The sequence below is a fragment of the Sphingomonas sp. SDUR79 genome (assembly GCF_056821745.1).
Genome location: NZ_JBPDIN010000001.1, coordinates 208531 through 227255, shown reverse-complemented (window position 1 = coordinate 227255; position 18725 = coordinate 208531). Strand labels below are relative to the sequence as shown.

The following is an 18725-nucleotide window of genomic DNA, read 5'->3' as shown; positions in this document are numbered from 1 at the left end:
ACGAAACGCAAAGTCAGCATGGCGCTAAAGACTCAATGATCCGGCATGTTGAGATCGTCTCCTGGCTGCATTGGTCGAGCATCTCTTGCAGCTCGCGGCGGAGCGCCCGCAAATCGGCGATCTTGCGGTCGATTTCGGAAACGTGCTGACGAGCCACGGTATCGACTGCGCTGCAAGACTGGTCGCGATCATCTGACAAAGCGAGCAAGCCGCGTATCTGATCGAGCGTAAAGCCAAGGTCGCGGGCGCGGCGCACGAAGGACAGGCGGGCCAGTTGATTTTGATTGTAGGCGCGATAATTCGCTGCAGTCCGAGCGGGCGCGGGAAGCAAACCGATTTTCTCGTAAAAGCGGATCGTTTCAACCTTGGTGCTGGTCGCTCGCGCAAGCTCGCCGATTTTCATGCCCATTGACCCTGGAGTTACTACAGGATCCATATAGCCAGTCACATCGAGTCGCGCGAGGTGGCAATGGCCTGTAACAGCTGTGCGTCGGACAAATCCGACGCGAACAATGACCCCAAATGGCGGCGCGCGCTGTGGATCGCGCTGCTGGTTAACGCGACGATGTTCGTGACCGAGATGGTCGCCGGTGTCGCGGGCGGATCGAAAGCGCTTCAGGCCGATGCGCTCGATTTCCTGGGCGACGCGGCCAACTATGCGATCAGCCTCGGCGTTGCAGGCATGGCGCTCGGCTGGCGTGCGCGTGCCGCAATGTTTAAGGGCGTGACGCTCCTTCTGCTTGGTGCCTATGTGCTCGGCACAACCTTATGGGCCGTGTGGGACGGACAGACGCCCGAGGCCCAGGTGATGGGCGTTATTGGCGTCGTGGCGCTGATCGCAAATGTCGGCGTTGCACTGATGCTCTACCGCTACCGCGCGGGCGATGCGAACATGCGGTCCGTGTGGATCTGTTCGCGCAACGATGCGATCGGTAACGTCGCCGTGGTCATGGCTGCTGTCGGGGTGTTCGGCACCGGGACGGCCTGGCCTGATCTGATCGTGGCAGCGATCATGGCCGGCCTGGGGATCACCGGCGGTGTTCAGATTATCCGTCAGGCTAAGCGTGAAATTTCCGCGTCCGGGCAGCACGGCATTTTCCGTCTGTAAGTCAAATGAAGGATGAGATGAAATACATCGGGCGTCGATACGGAATGAGTTCATACCTTTGGCCAGGATATTTATGGTCCCAAACGTTAATTCGAAATGACGGCGGCCCAATTCACTTCTGTTGGCGATATGATACGCTATATCAACTTCATTGCCACGCACTTTGCGGATGACAAACCGGCCTCGACAGGATAACGCGGCATCGCAATGATCCGTCTGCTCACCTTGATGCTTTGTGCGTTTGCGCTGCTGTCGATCGGCACTGCGCCGGTCGCGCATGCCGTGGAGCGGTCGATCTGCGTCGAGATGGCTCCCTCGCTGCCGGGCGTGGATGTGGATCACGCCGATCAGAACGCGCCGGAGACCGGCAAGAGCGACCAGAACATCGCGCATCAGCATGGTGGCTGCCACGGACACCATTTCGCGTCGCTTGACGATGCCGCCGTGACAGCGACGTTAACCTCACATGAGAATATTCGTGATCGCGGCCCGGCGAGTGTGCTGGTCGCGGCCGCGCCCGACCCCGCGTTGAGACCTCCGCAAGCCTGACGCCCCTCCGCCGCGGGCCGATGCCCGGCGGCTGTTTGTGGCTGTCAGGAGTATTCCATCATGAAGTCCATCTACGCGGCGCTTCTCGCCGCGGCGTCATGCGCAGGGATTGCGCAGGCGCAAAGCTCGACATCGTCCGCGCCCGTCTCAGAGGGCGAGACGCTAACGCTCGACGAAGCATTGGCGCAAGCTGGCGCGATAGCGCCAGCCAACGAAGCGGCGGCGCTCGGCATCGAAGCGGCGGAGGCGGGGCGTGCAGTCGCTGCGTTGCGACCGAACCCGACGCTCAGCGCCGATGTCGAGAATGTGATCGGCACCGGCCCGTACAAGGGCATCAACGAGGCCGAGACCACGATTGCGTTCGCGCTTCCGCTCGAACTCGGCGGTAAGCGACCCGCACGCATCGCAGTAGCCGACGCGCAGACGGCGCGCGCCAAGATCGACGCAGTGATCACGCGAGCCGACCTCAGACTACAAGTCACACAAGCGTATATCGAGGCGGTCGCCGCTGAACGAAGGCTGACGATCGCGCAGGACCAGCTTGGGGTGACGCGCGAAAATCTGCGTATCGCGCGCGACCGGGTCGAAGCCGGTGCGAACTCGCCCATCGATCAGCAGCGCGCTGCCCTGCTGGCGGCAAACGCGGAAGCCGAGCTGGAGCGTGCACAGCGCAGCGTCGAGGCGAACCGGCTAGTGCTCGCCCAGTTCGTCGGCGCCAGCCTGCCCGGTGCCCTCGACCAGCCGTGGTTCGATCGTATCGACAACGTTCGGGCGGGTCCTGCGACACCGGCGAATGCGGATGGCACGTTGGCGCTCGCAGCCGCAGGTGCCGACGTCGCCACCGCCGATGCACAACTTCGCCTCGCGCGCAGTCAGCGTATCCCCGATCTGACGGTAAGCGCGGGTACGCGCCGTCTTCAGGCCAGCGGCGACATGGCGATGGTCTTGGGCGTCTCGGTGCCGCTGCCGGTGTTCAACAACGGCCGGGCTGCCGTGGGTCAGGCTATGGCGCTGCGCAACCAGAGTGAGGCCAAGCAGCGAGTGGCTCGGTTCGAGGCCGAACGTGCGATCAACGCGGCGCGCGCCGACCGCGATCGGGCGGCGGCGAGCGTGCGAGCGTCTGGCCCGGCGCTTGGTGCCGCACAGGAAGCCGCGCGCATCGCGCGCATTGGCTATGGGGAGGGCAAGTTTGACCAGCTGGTTCTGCTCGAAGCCGAACAGGCTCTGCTCGATGCCCGCACCGCCGCGATCGACGCGCGCGCCCAATATCATGATGCCGAGGCGCGCCTCGCCCGGCTGACCACACCGGCTCCCACGCCGGTGCAAACGGGGAACTGACGATGAAAAAGCTCGTAAGCGGGGCTACGGCACCGCTCGTCCTGGCGATGCTGCTGGCAGGTTGCTCGGGTGGCGAGGATGCGGCCAACAACAGCGCGGCCATGGAAGCCGGTGCGGAGGCCGGGGATGATCATGGCGGCGACGAAGCCGCCCGTGAAGAAGGCGAAGGCGAGGAAGGCCTCATCACGCTGACCACACCGCAGATCAAGGCTGCGGGCATCGAAGTGGTCCGGGTCTTGTCCTCCGGCGGCGGCGCGCTGACGCTCCCCGCGACGATCGAGGGCGATCCGCAGGGGACACAAGTGGTCTCCGCAGCGATCGGCGGTCGCGTCGTCGCACTCAACCGCAATCTGGGCGACGCCGTCGCGCGCGGCCAGGTGGTCGCCGTGATCGAAAGCCGTGAAGCCGCGTCGCTCAGAGCCGAGGTCGAAGCGGCGCGAGCACGTTCGGCGCTCGCCCAATCCAACCTGCGGCGCGAAGACCGGCTGTTCAAGCTTCGTGTCTCGCCCGAACGCGATCTCATCGCGGCTCGCACCGCGGCGACTGAGGCCAGTATCGCACTGCGCCTTGCCCAACAGCAGGTCTCTGCGGCTGGCGTCGGCGGTGGCGCACTCAACCGCATCGGTGTCGTCGCGCCGCTTGGCGGGCGCATCACCGCACGACCGGTTGTGCTCGGCCAGACCGTTGCGGCAGATGCCGAGCTGTTTCGCGTCTCCAACCTGTCGCGCGTCGCGGTAACGATCTCGCTTTCACCAGCCGATGCCGCACGCGTGCGGGTTGGTACGCCGGTCGAGATCAGCGCGGGTGGCCGCCGCTCGGCTGCGGTGCTCAGCCTCGTCTCGCCCGTGCTCGACGAAACGACGCGCCTGGTCACCGCCATCGCGCTGATCGACAATCGTGCCGGCCAGTGGCGTGTCGGCGAACCGGTGTCCGCCATATTGAATTTGCCGGGCGAAGGGGGCGGCGCGGTCAGCGTGCCGGTTGCCGCAGTCCAGACGGTCGAAAACCGCAACACCGTGTTCGTCCGCACCGCTACCGGATTTCGCGCGCAGGCGGTCACGCTGGGCGCTCGCGGCGCCGGCACGGTCACAGTCACGTCCGGCCTCACCGGGCGCGAGGAAGTCGCCGGTAATGGCAGCTTCACGCTCAAGGCAGAGCTCGCCAAGGGCGAAGCCGAGCACGGAGGGCATTGATCCGTGATCGAACGCATTGTCAATTTCGCGGTCGAGCGGCGCTGGTTCGTGCTGCTCTTGACCCTCATCGCCGCGGTTATCGGCGCGGTCTCCTTGTCGAGGCTGCCGATCGATGCCGTTCCCGACATCACCAACAACCAGGTGCAGATTAACGTCCGCGCCTCGGCGCTTTCGCCCGAACTGGTCGAGAAGCAAGTCGCATTCCCGATCGAGACCGCGCTCGCGGGCATTCCCGGTCTAGAATACACCCGATCGCTAAGCCGCAACGGCTTTGCGCAGGTGACTGCGGTGTTCACCGACGCCACTGATATCTATTTCGCGCGCCAGCAAGTTGCTGAACGGCTGCGCTCCGCCGAGGAAAACCTGCCGGAGGGCGTCGCACCGGAAATGGGGCCGATCGCGACCGGCCTTGGCGAAGTCTATATGTGGACCGTCCACATGGCTCATCGGCCCGAGGACAAGCACAAGGCCGGCGAGCCGGGCATCCAGCCGGACGGCAGCTACATCACGCCGGAAGGTGACCGGCTGGTCAGCGACGCTGACAAGGCGACCTATCTGCGCACTGCGCAGGACTGGATCGTCGCGCCGTTGCTCAAGTCGGTCCCCGGCCTGGCGGGCGTGGACTCGATCGGCGGCTATGTGAAGCAGTATCAGGTCGTGCCGGACGTACAGCGGCTGACCGCGCTCAAACTCAGCCTTAGCGACCTTGCCGAAGCGCTTGAGGCGAACAACAGCGCGGTCGGCGCAGGTGTCGTCGATCGCAACGGTGAAGGTCTCGCGGTTCGTTCCGACGCGCGCATCGCCAATGCCGACCAGCTTGCCCGCACCGTGATCGCGACGCGCGAAGGCGTGCCGATCCTGCTCAATCAGGTCGCGACGGTAAAGCTCGGTCAGGCAACGCGGATGGGATCGGCGTCCGAAAACGGTCGGGAAGTCGTCGTCGGCACAGCCGTCATGCGCATCGGCGAGAACAGCCGCAATGTCGCCTCGGCGGTCGCCGACCGGCTCGACGAGGTCAACGCTTCGCTGCCGACCGATATCATCATCCAGCCGGTGCTCGACCGCACGGGGCTGGTCAATTCGACGATCAAGACCGTCGCCAAGAATCTGTCGGAAGGCGCACTGCTCGTCGTGGTCGTGCTGTTTCTGCTGCTCGGCAATTTCCGGGCCGCGCTCATCGCGGCGCTGGTCATACCGATCACCATGTTGATGACCAGCTTTGGCATGCTGCGCGGCGGTGTATCGGCAAATTTGATGAGTCTCGGCGCACTCGACTTTGGCCTGATCGTCGATGGTGCCGTCATCATCGTCGAGAATGCGCTGCGACGGATCGCCGAACGCCAGCATCACCTTGGCCGCACCCTCGACAAGGGCGAACGACTGCACGCGGTGGCGAGCGCCACGCGCGAAATGATCCGCCCCTCGGTCTATGGCCAGGCGATCATCATCCTCGTCTATGTTCCGCTGCTCACGCTCACCGGGGTCGAGGGCAAGACGTTCACGCCGATGGCGCTGACCGTAATCCTGGCGCTGGCCTGCGCGTTCATCCTCTCGCTTACCTTCGTGCCAGCGATGCTGGCGATCTGGCTGTCAAAGCCGGTCGAGGAGAAGGAGGGCCGGATCATGACCTGGCTCAAACGGCGCTACGAGCCGGGCCTTGGCAAGGCAATGAAACGGCCACGCACGACGATTGCCGCCGCCGTCGGTGCTTTCGTGCTGGCGATCGGTGCGTTCATGACGCTGGGCCAGGAGTTTCTGCCGCAGCTGGACGAAGGGGATGCGACCGCGCAGATGCTCCGCGTGCCGGGCACGTCGGTCGAGCAGAGCCAGACGATGCAGTTCCGCGTTGAAAAGGCCATCTCGGCGATTCCCGAGGTCAAGTTCGTCTTTTCCAAGACAGGCACCGCCGAACTCGCGTCGGATCCGATGCCGCCGAACATCTCCGACACCTTCATCATCATGAAGGACCGCAACGAGTGGGCCGATCCGAAGCTGCCAAAGGCGGAACTGGTTGCGAAGATCGAGAAGGCACTGGAAAGCCTCCCGGGCAACGCATTCGAGATCAGCCAGCCGATCCAGATGCGCTTCAACGAGTTGATCGCGGGCGTGCGCGGCGACATCGCGGTCAAGGTGTTCGGCGACGACACCGACACGATGAACGCAACGGCCAACCAGATCGCGGGCATTTTGCGTAATGTTGAGGGCGCGACCGATGTGCGGGTCGAACAGACCGAAGGTCTGCCCATGCTCGACGTCCGGCCCAACCGCGATGCGATGGCGCGGCTGGGGATCACTGCGCAGGTCATGCAGGACACGCTTGCCGCCGCGATCGGCGGGCGCGACGCCGGGATGATCTTCGAGGGCGATCGGCGTTTCGCGGTGACGATCCGGCTGACCGACGCCGCGCGCGCCGATCTACAGACGCTGGGGCAGGTTCCCGTGCCCACGCCGGATGGCGCATTCGTCCCGCTCGAAAGCATCGCCGACATCGCGGTGACGGCCGGTCCCAATCAGATCAGCCGCGAAAATGGCAAGCGCCGTGTCGTCGTTCAGGCCAATGTCCGGGGCCGCGATGTCGCGGGCGTGGTCGAGGACGCCCGCGTGGCGATCGCCCGGGAGGTACGTCTGCCGGCCGGCGAGTATCTCGAATGGGGTGGCCAATTCGAGAATCTGCAATCGGCCGGCCAGCGGCTGATGCTGGTCGTGCCGGCCTGCTTCGCGCTGATCATCCTGCTGCTCTACGGGGCATTGGGCAGCGTGCGCGACGCAGCGATCGTCTTCACCGGCGTGCCGCTCGCGCTGGTCGGCGGGGTGCTCGCGCTGTTCCTGCGCGGGATGCCATTCTCGATCTCGGCAGCGGTCGGGTTCATCGCCTTGTCCGGCATCGCGGTGCTCAACGGCCTTGTCATGGTCAACTCGATTCAGGATCTGATGGCGCGCGGCGTCGCGAGGGTAGATGCGGCCTGGCAGGGCGCGCTCGCCCGGCTGCGGCCGGTGGTGATGACCGCACTGGTGGCCTCGCTCGGCTTCGTGCCGATGGCGATCGCGACCGGGTCGGGTGCCGAAGTGCAGAAGCCGCTCGCGACAGTCGTCATCGGCGGCCTGATCTCGGCGACGCTTCTGACCCTGTTCGTCCTGCCCACGCTCTACGCCCGTTACGGCCGGCGTGAGACCGACGTGGCCGAGGTCGAACGGGATGACGTCCGTCCAACGGAGGCCATCGCATGACCGATCAAGCCCCACCCGAGCCAAATGGCCGGCACGATCATGCGCACGGTAGGATTTTTGGCGCAAATACCGAACTGATCTGCGCGCTGCTGTGCGGCGCGCTGCTCGCGATCGGCTTTGCGCTCGAGAAGCTGACCAATCCGCCCGGCTGGATACCGCTAGCCTGCTACGTCGCCGCGTATCTGTTCGGTGGCTTCTTCACGTTGCGCGAAGCGATCGACAACCTGCGGCACAAGCGGTTCGAGATCGACACGCTGATGCTGGTCGCCGCAGTGGGTGCGGCGGCGCTTGGCGCGTGGGCCGAAGGCGCGCTGCTGCTGTTCCTGTTCAGCCTTGGGCATTCGCTCGAAAACTACGCCATGGGGCGCGCCAAACGGGCGATCGAGGCGTTGGCTGAGTTGGCGCCGCAGACAGCTTTGGTGCGCCGTGATGGCGAGCTGGTCGAGTTGCCGGTCGAGCAACTCGTGGTTGGCGACACGGTGGTTGTCAAACCCGACGAGCGGCTGCCAGCGGATGGTTTCATCGTCAAAGGGACGACCAGCATCGATCAGGCGCCGGTGACGGGTGAGAGCATGCCGGTCGACAAGCGGCCGGTGCCCGACGAAGCCGCGGCGCGCACCAGACCGGACACGATCGAAGCGCCCTATCGAGTGTTCGCCGGCACGATCAACGGCAGCGGTCTGATCGAGGTCGAGGTCACGCGCAAGTCGAGTGAGACGACGCTGGCGCGCGTCGTCGAACTGGTCAGCGAGGCCGAAACGCGCCAGTCGCCGACGCAGCGTTTCACCGATCGGTTCGAGCGCGTGTTCGTGCCGTCGGTGCTACTTCTCACGGTCGTGCTGCTGTTCGCCTGGGTCGTGATCGACGAGCCGTTCCGCGACAGCTTCTATCGCGCAATGGCAGTGCTGGTGGCGGCAAGCCCCTGCGCGCTGGCAATCGCCACGCCAAGCGCGGTGCTATCCGGTGTCGCTCGCGCTGCCCGAGGCGGCGTGCTGGTAAAGGGCGGTGGTCCGCTCGAGGATCTGGGATCGCTCAAGGCCATCGCCTTTGACAAGACCGGCACGCTGACCGAGGGGCGTCCGCGGATCACCGACATCATCCCGGCGGACGGTGTGGATGAGCGCGATCTGCTCGCGGTCGCGGTGGCGGTCGAGCGGCTCAGCGACCATCCGCTCGCGCGTGCGATCGCCAAGGACGGCGAGAAACGGCTCGGCGAGATCAAGCTTCCCGCCGCGACCGATCTCGCCAGCCTGACCGGACGCGGGATCACCGCGAAGATCGATGGCGAGCCGGTGCTGATCGGTAAGGCGGAGATGTTCGGCGCTGACGGCATTGCGCCGCTTTCGGATGCCATGCGCGATGCCATCGCCCGGCTGCGAGACGGCGGGCGAACGACGATGGTAGTGCGTCGCGGCGAACGCGATCTCGGCGCCATCGGGCTGATGGACACGCCGCGCGCGGCTGCGAAAGACACGATCGCGCGTCTTCATGCGCTCGGCATCACGCGGATGATCATGATCTCGGGCGACAACCAGAAGGTTGCCGAGGCAATTGCGCGCGACGTCGGCCTCGACGAGGCATGGGGCGATTTGCTGCCCGAAGACAAGGTCGAGGCGATCCGCAAGCTGCGTGGCGAAGCGAAGGTCGCGATGGTGGGCGATGGCGTAAACGACGCGCCGGCGATGGCCAATGCGACGGTCGGCATCGCGATGGGCGCCGCCGGTTCGGACGTGGCGCTGGAAACCGCCGATGTCGCGCTGATGGCGGATGACCTCGCCCATCTGCCCTTCGCGGTTGGTCTAAGCCGCAAAACGCGCGGCATCATCCGGCAGAATTTGGTGGTCAGCCTCGGCATCGTCGGGTTTCTCGTGCCCGCTACGATCCTGGGCCTGGGCATCGGACCGGCGGTGATGATCCACGAGGGATCGACACTGCTGGTCGTATTCAATGCCCTTCGTCTGTTGGCGTATCGCCAATGAGCAGCGATCCGACCGACACCTCCGCGCGCCGCAAGCCGCGCCCATGGACCGAGGCCGACGATGCCGCGCTAATACAGATGATCGAGGCGCGACACCCTCCGGGCGAGATCGCACGAAGGTTACACCGGACGGTTGATGCCATCCGCGGACGGGCGGCGCAGCTACGCCTTGTACTGCCCTCCCCGCTGCGCCCTTGGCGAATGGGCGTCCGCCGCAACAATAATCAGGAGAAGTAGGATGGGTGGTGGTCCGCGACCGCTTCTGTCGCTTGCAGCGCTGGCGATCTCAATTGTGCTTTCAGGGTGCGCCACCTTGCAGCCGATCCCGTTGCAGCCTTTGGCGGTCAACATGCCCGGCGACCCGATTAGGATTTACTGGCTACATGCCTATCAGGTCGGAAGCGGCATAAGGGTGGTCGGCACCGTTCGACCGAGCCGCGGAGTGTACAGGGCTGGCCGTGGCCATATCGACGTAACTGCCATGTTTTCCGATCGGCGCGACCCGCAGACGATTGCAACCCGGCCTGGACCATCTTCGCGCCGAGGCCGGGGTAGTCGATCATTCAGTGCCTACATGGCCGAGACCCACTATCAAGATGTGGAACGGATTTCGGTTAGATATCATGAGGACTGGCCGCACGTTCCGGACCGACCGTCGCGCTGACCGAAGGAGTGCTTTCGGAGGTCGCCGCAAGCTGTTTGAGCTACGACAAGGCGAGCGCGTTGCCGAATGTCTGTTTGGGTCGCCCTATCGGCCTGTTTCTCAAGGGCGGACGTCACCATGATCGCCGGGTACGGTTGATTTTGACCGGCTGCGGTCGGTTGCAGACTTCGTCCGTCGAACTCGACGGTCACAAGAGCAGCCAGGTCATGAAATCCCCGGCCCACTTCGACTGCGCCCGATGGACCAGCTGATGCCGTCGCCGCGTATCAACCCTGAAACCGATTTGCCGACCTGCCGCTCCAGCACCGGGCGCCACGGCACCAACGTAAAATCCCGCGACCGTTCGATGAGCGCGAAGCGCCCGCTGACAAGGTCGACTGGGCGGCGATAACGGCCCTCGACACGGTCGCCTTCGGCAGCTTCGCGGAACGGCACCTTGAGTTCGTCGGAGAGCTGGCCCGCGATCCGCAGCAACTCGCGCCGCTGAAGCGTCGCAACGATGGTCCTCGGGAACGGCGTATCGCCGCCCGTTTCCTCCGCAAAACCCTGCGCAACCAGCCACTGCCGACGCCGCGTCTGAGCCTCGCGTACCTCACGTCCGAACCCGGCATCTCGAACCGCCTCGGGCGCTGCCGAGATCAGCTCGCGATCGATCCAGGTCGCGGCCTCGGCATCGACCAGCCGGTCAAGCGGCTGCGCCGACAGCAAGGTGATCGCGACCGGACGGTCCCGTAGCCTCGCCGTTTCATGGGCCGCGACACGCGCCAGATGGTCCGGCGCGATGATCCAGCGGCCCGACGGTTCGCGCTCGACGATGCCCGACGTCCGTCGCATCGCCTCCAGACGCCGGACATGGGTTTCGGCAAAGGCCTGGGTCGCGGCCGGATCGTAGCGAAGATGGGCATCCACATCATAGCGTCCGCCATTCGCTGCGGCGACCGCAGCGACGGTCCGGTCCACCTCGCGGACGATCGGGCTAACCGGATCGACCCGCACGATCGCACCGCACGGCAAGCTGGCATCGGTTTCTGTACCACTATCGACGAAGCTCAGGGCGGGCTTGCCGATCGCTACATAGTGGCTGCGCCCATCGACCCCATCGACGATCAGATAATGGCGATCGGCATGTTCGTCGGCGAGTCCGCGTGCCAGCACGCGGCCGACCAGCGGGCGGGCACCGGACGCGGCGGGATCGTAGATCGCCTGATCTGCCGACGCCCGCACGGTTGCGGCACGGGAAAAGTCGCGCTGCATCGTGCGGATGATGTCGCCGCGCTCACCCAACGCCCACAGCGTATCGGCAAGGTCGTGCACAAGCCGGAAGCGTCCCGCGCCGAGCGGCTCGGCCAGGCCCAGGCGCGACAGTTTTGCAAGTCGGGCGGCGCGCAGCGTCTGGTCGGCGGCATCGCGACCGTTGGTCGCTACTATCCGCGCGGCGTCCATCCCCTTGAGCAAGGCCCGGTCGATCGAGGTCAGGCGCTCCTGCTCGACTTCTACGCGCAGCGTCTGCGCGATTTCGCGGTAGGTGCGCGGGCCAAGGTCGAGGTCGACCAGCTCGGCGGCACGCTCGCGGATGCCGGTCGTCATGTAGTCGCGGGCGATGACGAGGTCGGCACCACGATCGTCCTTCCCACGCACGACGATATGGGTGTGCGGGTGACCGGTGTTGAAATGGTCCACCGCGACCCAGTCGAGCTTCGTTCCAAGATCCTCTTCCATGCGCGCCATCAGCCGCCGGGTGAGCGGTTTCAGATCGTCATATTGATCGCCGTCCTCAGGTGAGACGATGAAGCGGAACTGGTGGCGATCGCTAGCCCCCCGTCCGCCGAACGCCTTGCCGTCGACAGCGCCGGCATCGCGCCCGTAAAGCGCGCCCCGTTCGCCCTCGCGCGTTGTGCCGTCGCGCTGGAGGTAACGCAGATGCGCGGCAGCGGTCGATGCGCCCTTGCCGGCGAGCTTGACGATGCTTGCCTTGACGATCACCCGGCGGCCGTTCGCGGCGGCATGATTGCCGCGGCTGGCGAGCAGGCGTCCGACACCCGCACCGCGTCCGATCCGGACGCCTGAGAACGCCCCACGCGCGAGACCGGAAGCCACCGCGCCGCCGCGCGCAAGGTTGGCGGCGGCAAGGACGCGGCCGAGATAGCGTCGGGCGCGTTTGGCACCCTGCTGACGCTGGCGCCCGAGGCGCGGTTCAAAGCTGTCGTCGTCGGCCATTGTGATGATTCCAAGGGGTGCGGAGCGGCAAGCATGACCCCGTGCGGTTCCCCTGAAAACCGGTGCCGCCGAATGTGGCGCAATACCGCCATGTCCGGGCCGAACGGCACTGGTGCCGAGAGGGCAGTGCCGGTGGCGGCTCCAAAAAACGCTGTGCAGACAAAGGCTTATGGAACACCAGTGCCATAGCTTTATCTTGCCTTACGCCACCCTCCCATCGGAACCGCTCCTGTCGCCAATTTCCGCTGACCTGCTGCCTGCCCATCTGGCCTGAGCCGAGGCAAAAAAAGAGCCGGGACACGATGCCTGTCGGCACTGTGTCCCGGCGTTTCCGATGCTGCGATCAATGCGTCGCTGCGAACGCTTCGCGTGCCTGGCGTTCGCTCCTGAAATCGCGGCGACCCATCAATCCTTGCGCGCTCCCATCGCCATCGACGATGCTCACCGCGACGAACCAGCGGCCATCCAACCGTCCCGTGATCGCCACCCGATCGAGCTCGAAATTCTCGTCGTCGATGTTCTCATACGCACCGAGCCACCGCTCCGACATGCGCGCATCCCACAGGAAATCGCTCTCCTCAGCCTCTAGAAACCGTGTCGCAAGCGCCTCGCCTGCGCCCCGCCCAAACTCGATTTCGAGCCCTGCCACCAGCGTCGCCACTACGCGGTCCGACGCCGCACCAATCGGTTGAAACATGGTCATGATCGCCTCCTTCGCTTGAAGTCCCCATCATCGAGGACAGACATCCGAAGACGGGTGGCGAGGCGGCTGTCAGGGCCGCTGGAGGCGAAGCCGGAAGCGCCGCGCAGCGGCGGCGGAGGAACCGATTTTGTTGCGCTGAAAACAAACAACGCGGCTGCGCAGCAGCCTCTGGTTCGCGGCAAAATTGGAGGGGCCGCCGGCCTTGCACAGCCGCTTCGCCGCCCGTCATGCTGGGCCTTGCCGAGACGAGCCCCTCCAACATCCAAGGTCGCGCGATGCCCTTACAGTCGGCACCCTTCGACGCAGCAACACATGCAGACTCAACGGGGTGCGCGGATCGCAAACAGCGTATCTGGCGGCGCGTCCGGCGTGCGCGATCGCGATGGATCAGCCGACTGATTGCTGGGCCGAAGCACGACAAACAAGGTCGATGGCGGCTGCGGCGCGGGCGATGGGGATGGCACCAAAGGCCCGCCCGACACCTGTTTAAGATAGGCGCGCGTCTCGGTCGGCAGCGCACGGCCCGTGGCGAGATGGACGGCGTAGCGACCGGGACCGGCGTTATAGGCACCGAACAACCCGGGATAGCCGAACCGGTCATACATCGCGCGCAGATAAGCCGTCCCTGCGAGAATATTGTCGCGTGGATCATGGGGATCGCGCCCCAGGCCGTGCGCGGCTCGCATCGCCAGCCATGTCCTCGGCATCAACTGCATGAGCCCCATCGCGCCAGCGTGGGAGGTGATCGGTCGCCCGCCAAGCATGGTCCGGCCCCCGCTTTCGGCGCGCATCACCCGCTCGATCCAGGCGACCGGCACACCGAACCGGGCGGACGCCTCGGCGATCTCGGCGTGCCAGCGGGATACCGGATCGGTCCCCGACGGATTTGCGGCGGCGGCGGGGGGCGCGGCGAGCAACGCAAGGCCGAGCGCGAACGTCCTCAGCGCAGCCACAACGGGGTCGCCTTGCCAATGACATCCTGCGCCAGCGTCGGTCCGAAATAGCGCCCGTCGAACGAGTCCGGGGTCTCGGTCAGGAGCAGGAAGTGCGTGCCAGGTCCAAGCCGGATGCACCCCCGCCACGCAGGTAGCTGACGGCCCGCTGCATCGGCGGCACGGCGCTGCGCAACCGGCCTGCCATTCACCGTCACGACGCTATCCACCGCGCAGATTGTGTCTCCGGCAATGCCGGAAACGCGCTTCACCAGTGGTACATTGCTCGGCAGATAGTGGCGGCGCGCTGCGAGTTGCCGTGCTTGGATTGGCGGCCAGGCAATCGCCATGTCGCCGCGTTCGAGCGATGCACCGGGCGACACGGCATAGAGGCCGATAGGTGCGCTCGCGCTCGCGTTCCACACCAGCCGGGGCAGCGGCGGGACGGCGATCGTGACGCCGAGGCAGGCGATACCGATACCGAGCAGCGTCGCGTGCCGCCCAAGCCGCAGGCGGCGCGCGCGGATGCGCTGACGTTCCGCGCGGCGGACCTCAAGCCAGGCGAGAAGCGGGAGCGGGCGGTCGCGAATCCGGCGCTCAACCACGGTCGCCCCCGCGCGCGCGGGCTGCCGACCAGGTCTCGATATCGTCGATGTGATAGCGCCAGGTTCGGCCATGCAGGCGGCATTTCGGCCCTTTGCCGGTCTGGCGCAGGCGCTTGAGCGTCGAGTATGCGAGGCCGAGATGAAAAGCCGCCTGCTTGGCGGTGAGGAAGGGACAGGTTTCGCGCGCGGCCTGCGCCCGTTCGGCGGTATCCATGATGAAGCTCCATCTGCGCCCACGCACCCGGCGTCGGCTGATGAGCGCGGATTGGATCGATCCGGTCGTCTTCGGCAGGGTCGCAAATCGACCTCTGCGATTCCGACCCCCCAAATTGGCACCGGCGTTTAGAGCCGGTGGCGATGCCCCGCGTCCTTTCGGGACGCGGGGCGGTTCGCTCAGTCGGCGGGATTCCAGATGATTGCGAAAGCGTCATCGTCGTCCTGGCCGGCGGCGCGGCCGAGATTGGCGTAGAGCCGGCGCGGACCGAATTCGGGGGCGGCGAGCGACAGCGACACATAGTCCTTGCCGCTCATCTCGCCGCGCCGGACCCACCCGGCCCCGACCTCGACGCCGGCTGCCGACACCCGGTAGTCGGGCTGGGTGTCGCCGGACTTGCGGGTGTTGGGAATGATCTCGATATCGGTGCGGATCGAGAGCGTCTTGAGCTGGCCCTTGAAGCCGTTTCCGTCGCGGGTGACATAACCGATGGCTGGCATTGCTCGTCTCCTTAGAAAGTCGCCCCGAACCGTTTCCGGGCGATGGGCGGACCGAAGGGACGGTCAAAGCAGGTCCGCGAACCGGCAGGCCGGAGCGAAGCGGAGGACCGGAGCCGAAGGCTTATTTGAAGCGCAGCGAGCGCGAGGAGCCCGCAAGCTCGGGGCCCCCACGCGGCGTGCCGCGTGGGGTGGGCGCGGGCGGGGAAATAAGCCGCACGGCGATGGTTTCGCGGGACTGCGGCCGTACCAGGTCATGCGCCCGAGGAGCCGAAAACGGTGCGGGAGATGGCGGTGGCGACGACGATAATGCCGCCGGTTCACCTACGCGATGGATCAGTCGAGGACAGCGCGGACGTACCGCCGCATCACCGGATCGACCGTCCGGGGCACGCACGGCGAGGCTGCCGGCATTGCCGTCGGCGTGGCCGATGTCGACAGGCCGGGGCTTCGTGTGCGGCGTCAAAGGCGATAAAGGCCAGCACCATGTCGATGATCGTCCTCCGCCCTCTGGCCGCCTGCGCGGCGTTGTTGCTGATCGCCGCCGCGCCGCCTGATCAGGGGCGTGTCGGCCTTGTGATCGACGGCGATACCTTCCGGCTGGAGAACGGCGAACGCATCCGCATTGCCGGAATCGACGCCCCGGAGACGCAAGCGGGACAGGCCAGATGTAGAGCGGAGATCGTACTTGGCCGGGCCGCGACCGCGCGTGTCCGAACGCTGCTCGATGGCCGGACTGTCACCGTCATGCGGGGCGGGCGCAGCTACAACCGCACGGTCGCCCAAGTGACGCTGGCCGGTCGCGATGTCGGGTCCGAACTGGTGGCGAGCGGCATCGCACGCTGGTGGCCGCGCTGGCAGCGGATGCCCGACTGGTGCGCGCGCGCGCGGCGATGAAAACAAGGAACCAGCCGCGCCCCGGCCCGCGCCAGCAGGCCGGGGCGCGGCCGATATTCACGGCATCAGCCGCAACGGCGGCACGGCGAAATCGCTCGCCGCGAAGTGGTCGAGGATCGCTGCGTAGCTGCCGAGCCGTTCGACGGTGCAGCGACCGATCAGGAGATAGTCGTCCTCGTCGGCGGCATAGCATTGCACCTCGCCCGTGCCGGTGAACACGGCGCGCTCGGACCCCATTGGCCGCAATAGCCGCCCGACCAACGCGCGAAGGGCAGGCCATGTTCGACGCACCAGCTTTCGAGGCGCTCGAACCGGCCCCAGGGCACTTCATGCGCCATGAGTTCAAGGGACATGCCCTCGCGGAACATCGTGGGGGCGAAGGGTTCGCCGTCCCATTCGGTGGACAGTTCCTGCTCCCGAATGAGCGCGAGAAAATCGGGCAACAAGGATCGCGGCAAGGTGCCGCCGATGGTGATGCTCGCGGATACACGGTCGGCCATGATGATCTCCTTTGCCGCGCGCCCGCGCCCGAGCAACGGGTGAACAGCGCCCCGCGCTGTTCAGGTCATACCGGGGGTATGACCGACCCGATTGCTGGCGCGGGCGCGCGGCCGAATTTTTTCAGAAATGGAAGGATGCGGGCGGCGGGTTTGCCGCCGCCCGCGAGCAATCATGCGGCGAGGCGGTCGGCCTCGTCGTCGGAGTCCGGCACGGCCATCACCGCGCCCGGTGCGCCCGGATCAGGCTCCTCGTCGCCCGGGCGGGGCCGCTCGACCGCGCGGGCGGCTTGCGCCTTGGCATGGGCCGCGACCGTGCCGACGCCGCCGCGCGCCGTATAGGCGGTGGGCGGGAACGCCATCCAGCGCGGCACCCAGTTTTCGCGCCGGTCGCGCCCATTGGTGCCGTCAAGATGGTCGCGCACAATCCGTTTCAGGGTCCTGGTCTTCTCCTGCCGGTTGGCGCTGGCGACGGTTTCGCCCGCCACCTCGGCGACGATCCGGGTGAGCACTTCCCGGTCGCGAACAACCGCGAAAAAGGCATCGTCGGGCTGCCAATAGCGGGCCATATCGACGCCGATCTCGATGCCCACCGCCTCGACAGCGGCGCTGCCCGCAGCCAGCGTTTCGCCGATGACGATGGCGAGCACCTCCATGACGACCGCATCGGGAAGGTCGAGCAGCCGGTGGAAGATGCCGACGACGCCATAGTCGTCGCCGTCCGCTTCGATGCTGCCCCCGGTCACGGTCGGTTCCTCGGGCGAGAAACCGAGAACCGCCAGTACTGCGCGGCGGCGTTCGTCGAAATCCGCCTCGGCCTTGCTGTTGTCGAGGCTGTCGCGCACCTCGTCGTTGCGGGTGGACTGCGGCTCGACCTTCACCGTCCAAAGGTGAGAGCCGCCGATGGCATGGGCGACCATCAAGCGCAGCGCGATTGCCGGTTGGCCGGTCAACGCAGCGCGGACGGCGGCGTGACGATGCAGGTCGATATAGGTCTGCATCGTCGATGTGACCTCGGGCCGCGCCGGTTTCTGACCGGTCCCGTTCTGCGATCCCTCGGCCTTGGCGATGCGGCGGGCTTCCTTGCCGGAGACATAGCCTTCGTGGACGATCACTTCGCCACTCGCGCGCACGTCGAAATAGACGCGCCCGCCCTTGCGCTTGCCCGCCTTCTCATATTCCCATGTCGAGAAATGATCGGACGGCGGGACGATGATCGCGTCGGCCCAGCCCGCCTCGATATAGGCGGCGCGGCGTGCCTCGATTGCGGCATTCTGCGCAGTCCAGAAAGCTTCCGGATCGGCGGCATAACGGTCCTCGCCGAACAGGTCGGCGATCGTTGCAAGGCCGCTCGCCTCGATGTCGAACAGCGCATGTTTGACCGGGATCGACTGCCCGCCGAACAGCCAAGCCTTTAACTGGTGGCCGGTCGGCAGATAGGCATTCTCATCGTCGGCAAGCGCCAGCCATGATTTTTGCTGGCTCTTGGACGCCATCGTCAGGTGGCGCACGGTCCCCGCGTCGATCCGTTGTTTGCGATAGAGATCGCGGATCGCCGGGAGCAGGTTGCCGAGCGCCAGCACGCGCTTGACGGTGAGGTCGGGCAATCCGAAGGTTGCGGCGATGTCCTCGACCGTGCGGCCCTCGCGGACGAGGCGGGTGAAATTCTCCCACTGCGTCACCTCATCGGGGTCGAGCCGCGCCATATTCTCGATCATCGACGCCTCGATGGCGGCGGCATCGTCGCCCTCGTCGAGGATCGCACAGGGAAGCAATGCCGCATCGGGATCGGCGTCGCCTGTCGCGCGCCGTTCCTCGGCGACGATCTTGGCGGCATGGAAGCGGCGGCTACCGGCGACGATTTCAAAGCCATCGGGCGCGCAGTTCGGGCGGACGATGACCGGCTGGATGACGCCACGGCTGCGCACGGTCGGCAAGATATCGGACACGTCCGGGGCCTTTTTGCCGTAGCGCATATTGGCCTTGCTCACGACCAGCTTGTCGAGCGGGATAAAATCGAGTTTCATTGTCGTCACTCCTTGTGAGTGCCGGTCCGTCGCTCTTTCCGGGGTTGGCGGATCGGCTTGCAAAGCGGCGTTACGCGC

General features: G+C 66.0%; 18 protein-coding genes. 9 read left to right on the top strand and 9 right to left on the bottom strand.

Going from position 1 to position 18725, the window contains the following annotated elements; all coding sequences use genetic code 11:
* Window positions 1-13: 13 nt before the first annotated feature.
* Window positions 14-403 (bottom strand): MerR family transcriptional regulator, encoded by a 390-nt coding sequence (locus tag ACRYLO_RS01015; RefSeq protein ID WP_482658455.1) that lies wholly within the window; start codon window positions 401-403, stop codon window positions 14-16.
* Between the two features lie 66 nt (window positions 404-469).
* Between ACRYLO_RS01015 and ACRYLO_RS01010 the strand changes: the two genes are divergently transcribed.
* From ACRYLO_RS01010 to ACRYLO_RS00980, 7 genes are all read left to right on the top strand, one after another.
* Window positions 470-1108, top strand: a complete 639-nt coding sequence (locus tag ACRYLO_RS01010; RefSeq protein WP_482658454.1) for a cation efflux transmembrane domain-containing protein — start codon at window positions 470-472, stop codon at window positions 1106-1108.
* A gap of 207 nt (window positions 1109-1315) precedes the next feature.
* Window positions 1316-1657 (top strand): hypothetical protein, encoded by a 342-nt coding sequence (locus ACRYLO_RS01005; protein ID WP_482658453.1) that lies wholly within the window; start codon window positions 1316-1318, stop codon window positions 1655-1657.
* 60 nt (window positions 1658-1717) lie between these two features.
* Window positions 1718-2995 (top strand): TolC family protein, encoded by a 1278-nt coding sequence (locus ACRYLO_RS01000; RefSeq protein WP_482658452.1) that lies wholly within the window; start codon window positions 1718-1720, stop codon window positions 2993-2995.
* A 2-nt stretch (window positions 2996-2997) separates the two neighbouring features.
* On the top strand, window positions 2998-4188 hold the full coding sequence (locus tag ACRYLO_RS00995) for an efflux RND transporter periplasmic adaptor subunit (RefSeq protein ID WP_482658451.1): 1191 nt from the start codon (window positions 2998-3000) through the stop codon (window positions 4186-4188).
* 3 nt (window positions 4189-4191) lie between these two features.
* Window positions 4192-7416 (top strand): efflux RND transporter permease subunit, encoded by a 3225-nt coding sequence (locus ACRYLO_RS00990; protein ID WP_482658450.1) that lies wholly within the window; start codon window positions 4192-4194, stop codon window positions 7414-7416.
* Window positions 7413-9395 carry a heavy metal translocating P-type ATPase gene (locus ACRYLO_RS00985; RefSeq protein WP_224921312.1) on the top strand — a complete coding sequence of 661 codons (1983 nt, stop codon included), beginning with the start codon at window positions 7413-7415 and terminating at the stop codon, window positions 9393-9395. The genes ACRYLO_RS00990 and ACRYLO_RS00985 overlap by 4 nt, the downstream gene beginning before the upstream one ends.
* Window positions 9392-9631 (top strand): hypothetical protein, encoded by a 240-nt coding sequence (locus ACRYLO_RS00980; protein ID WP_224921311.1) that lies wholly within the window; start codon window positions 9392-9394, stop codon window positions 9629-9631. The genes ACRYLO_RS00985 and ACRYLO_RS00980 overlap by 4 nt, the downstream gene beginning before the upstream one ends.
* Before the next feature lie 631 nt (window positions 9632-10262).
* Here the strand turns inward: ACRYLO_RS00980 and rlxS are convergent.
* From rlxS to ACRYLO_RS00950, 6 genes are all read right to left on the bottom strand, one after another.
* Window positions 10263-12275 carry a relaxase/mobilization nuclease RlxS gene (gene rlxS / locus ACRYLO_RS00975; RefSeq protein ID WP_224921310.1) on the bottom strand — a complete coding sequence of 671 codons (2013 nt, stop codon included), beginning with the start codon at window positions 12273-12275 and terminating at the stop codon, window positions 10263-10265.
* Between the two features lie 343 nt (window positions 12276-12618).
* Complete coding sequence (locus ACRYLO_RS00970) at window positions 12619-12978, bottom strand: hypothetical protein (protein ID WP_224921309.1); 360 nt, start codon at window positions 12976-12978, stop codon at window positions 12619-12621.
* A gap of 320 nt (window positions 12979-13298) precedes the next feature.
* Window positions 13299-13931 carry a lytic transglycosylase domain-containing protein gene (locus ACRYLO_RS00965; protein ID WP_224921308.1) on the bottom strand — a complete coding sequence of 211 codons (633 nt, stop codon included), beginning with the start codon at window positions 13929-13931 and terminating at the stop codon, window positions 13299-13301.
* Window positions 13919-14515 (bottom strand): S26 family signal peptidase, encoded by a 597-nt coding sequence (locus ACRYLO_RS00960; protein WP_482658449.1) that lies wholly within the window; start codon window positions 14513-14515, stop codon window positions 13919-13921. Before ACRYLO_RS00960 ends, ACRYLO_RS00965 begins: the two co-directional genes overlap by 13 nt.
* Window positions 14508-14729, bottom strand: a complete 222-nt coding sequence (locus ACRYLO_RS00955; protein WP_224921306.1) for a helix-turn-helix transcriptional regulator — start codon at window positions 14727-14729, stop codon at window positions 14508-14510. The genes ACRYLO_RS00960 and ACRYLO_RS00955 overlap by 8 nt, the downstream gene beginning before the upstream one ends.
* Window positions 14730-14908: 179 nt before the next feature.
* Window positions 14909-15229, bottom strand: a complete 321-nt coding sequence (locus ACRYLO_RS00950; protein ID WP_179510978.1) for a DUF736 domain-containing protein — start codon at window positions 15227-15229, stop codon at window positions 14909-14911.
* Window positions 15230-15712: 483 nt separating this feature from the next.
* Between ACRYLO_RS00950 and ACRYLO_RS00945 the strand changes: the two genes are divergently transcribed.
* Window positions 15713-16123, top strand: coding sequence for a thermonuclease family protein (locus tag ACRYLO_RS00945; RefSeq protein WP_224921305.1), 411 nt, complete (start codon window positions 15713-15715; stop codon window positions 16121-16123).
* 57 nt (window positions 16124-16180) lie between these two features.
* On the opposite strand, the gene ACRYLO_RS00940 is transcribed toward ACRYLO_RS00945, so the two are convergent.
* Window positions 16181-16360, bottom strand: coding sequence for a hypothetical protein (locus ACRYLO_RS00940; protein ID WP_482658448.1), 180 nt, complete (start codon window positions 16358-16360; stop codon window positions 16181-16183).
* A 183-nt stretch (window positions 16361-16543) separates the two neighbouring features.
* Here ACRYLO_RS00940 and ACRYLO_RS00935 point away from each other — a divergent pair, with 183 nt between their 5' ends.
* Window positions 16544-16666: a hypothetical protein gene (locus ACRYLO_RS00935; RefSeq protein WP_482658447.1), complete on the top strand. Its 123-nt coding sequence runs from the start codon at window positions 16544-16546 to the stop codon at window positions 16664-16666.
* A 127-nt stretch (window positions 16667-16793) separates the two neighbouring features.
* On the opposite strand, the gene ACRYLO_RS00930 is transcribed toward ACRYLO_RS00935, so the two are convergent.
* The gene (locus tag ACRYLO_RS00930) at window positions 16794-18647 is read right to left on the bottom strand and encodes a ParB/RepB/Spo0J family partition protein (protein ID WP_224921303.1); all 1854 of its coding nucleotides are present in this window, start codon (window positions 18645-18647) and stop codon (window positions 16794-16796) included.
* Window positions 18648-18725 lie beyond the last annotated feature (78 nt).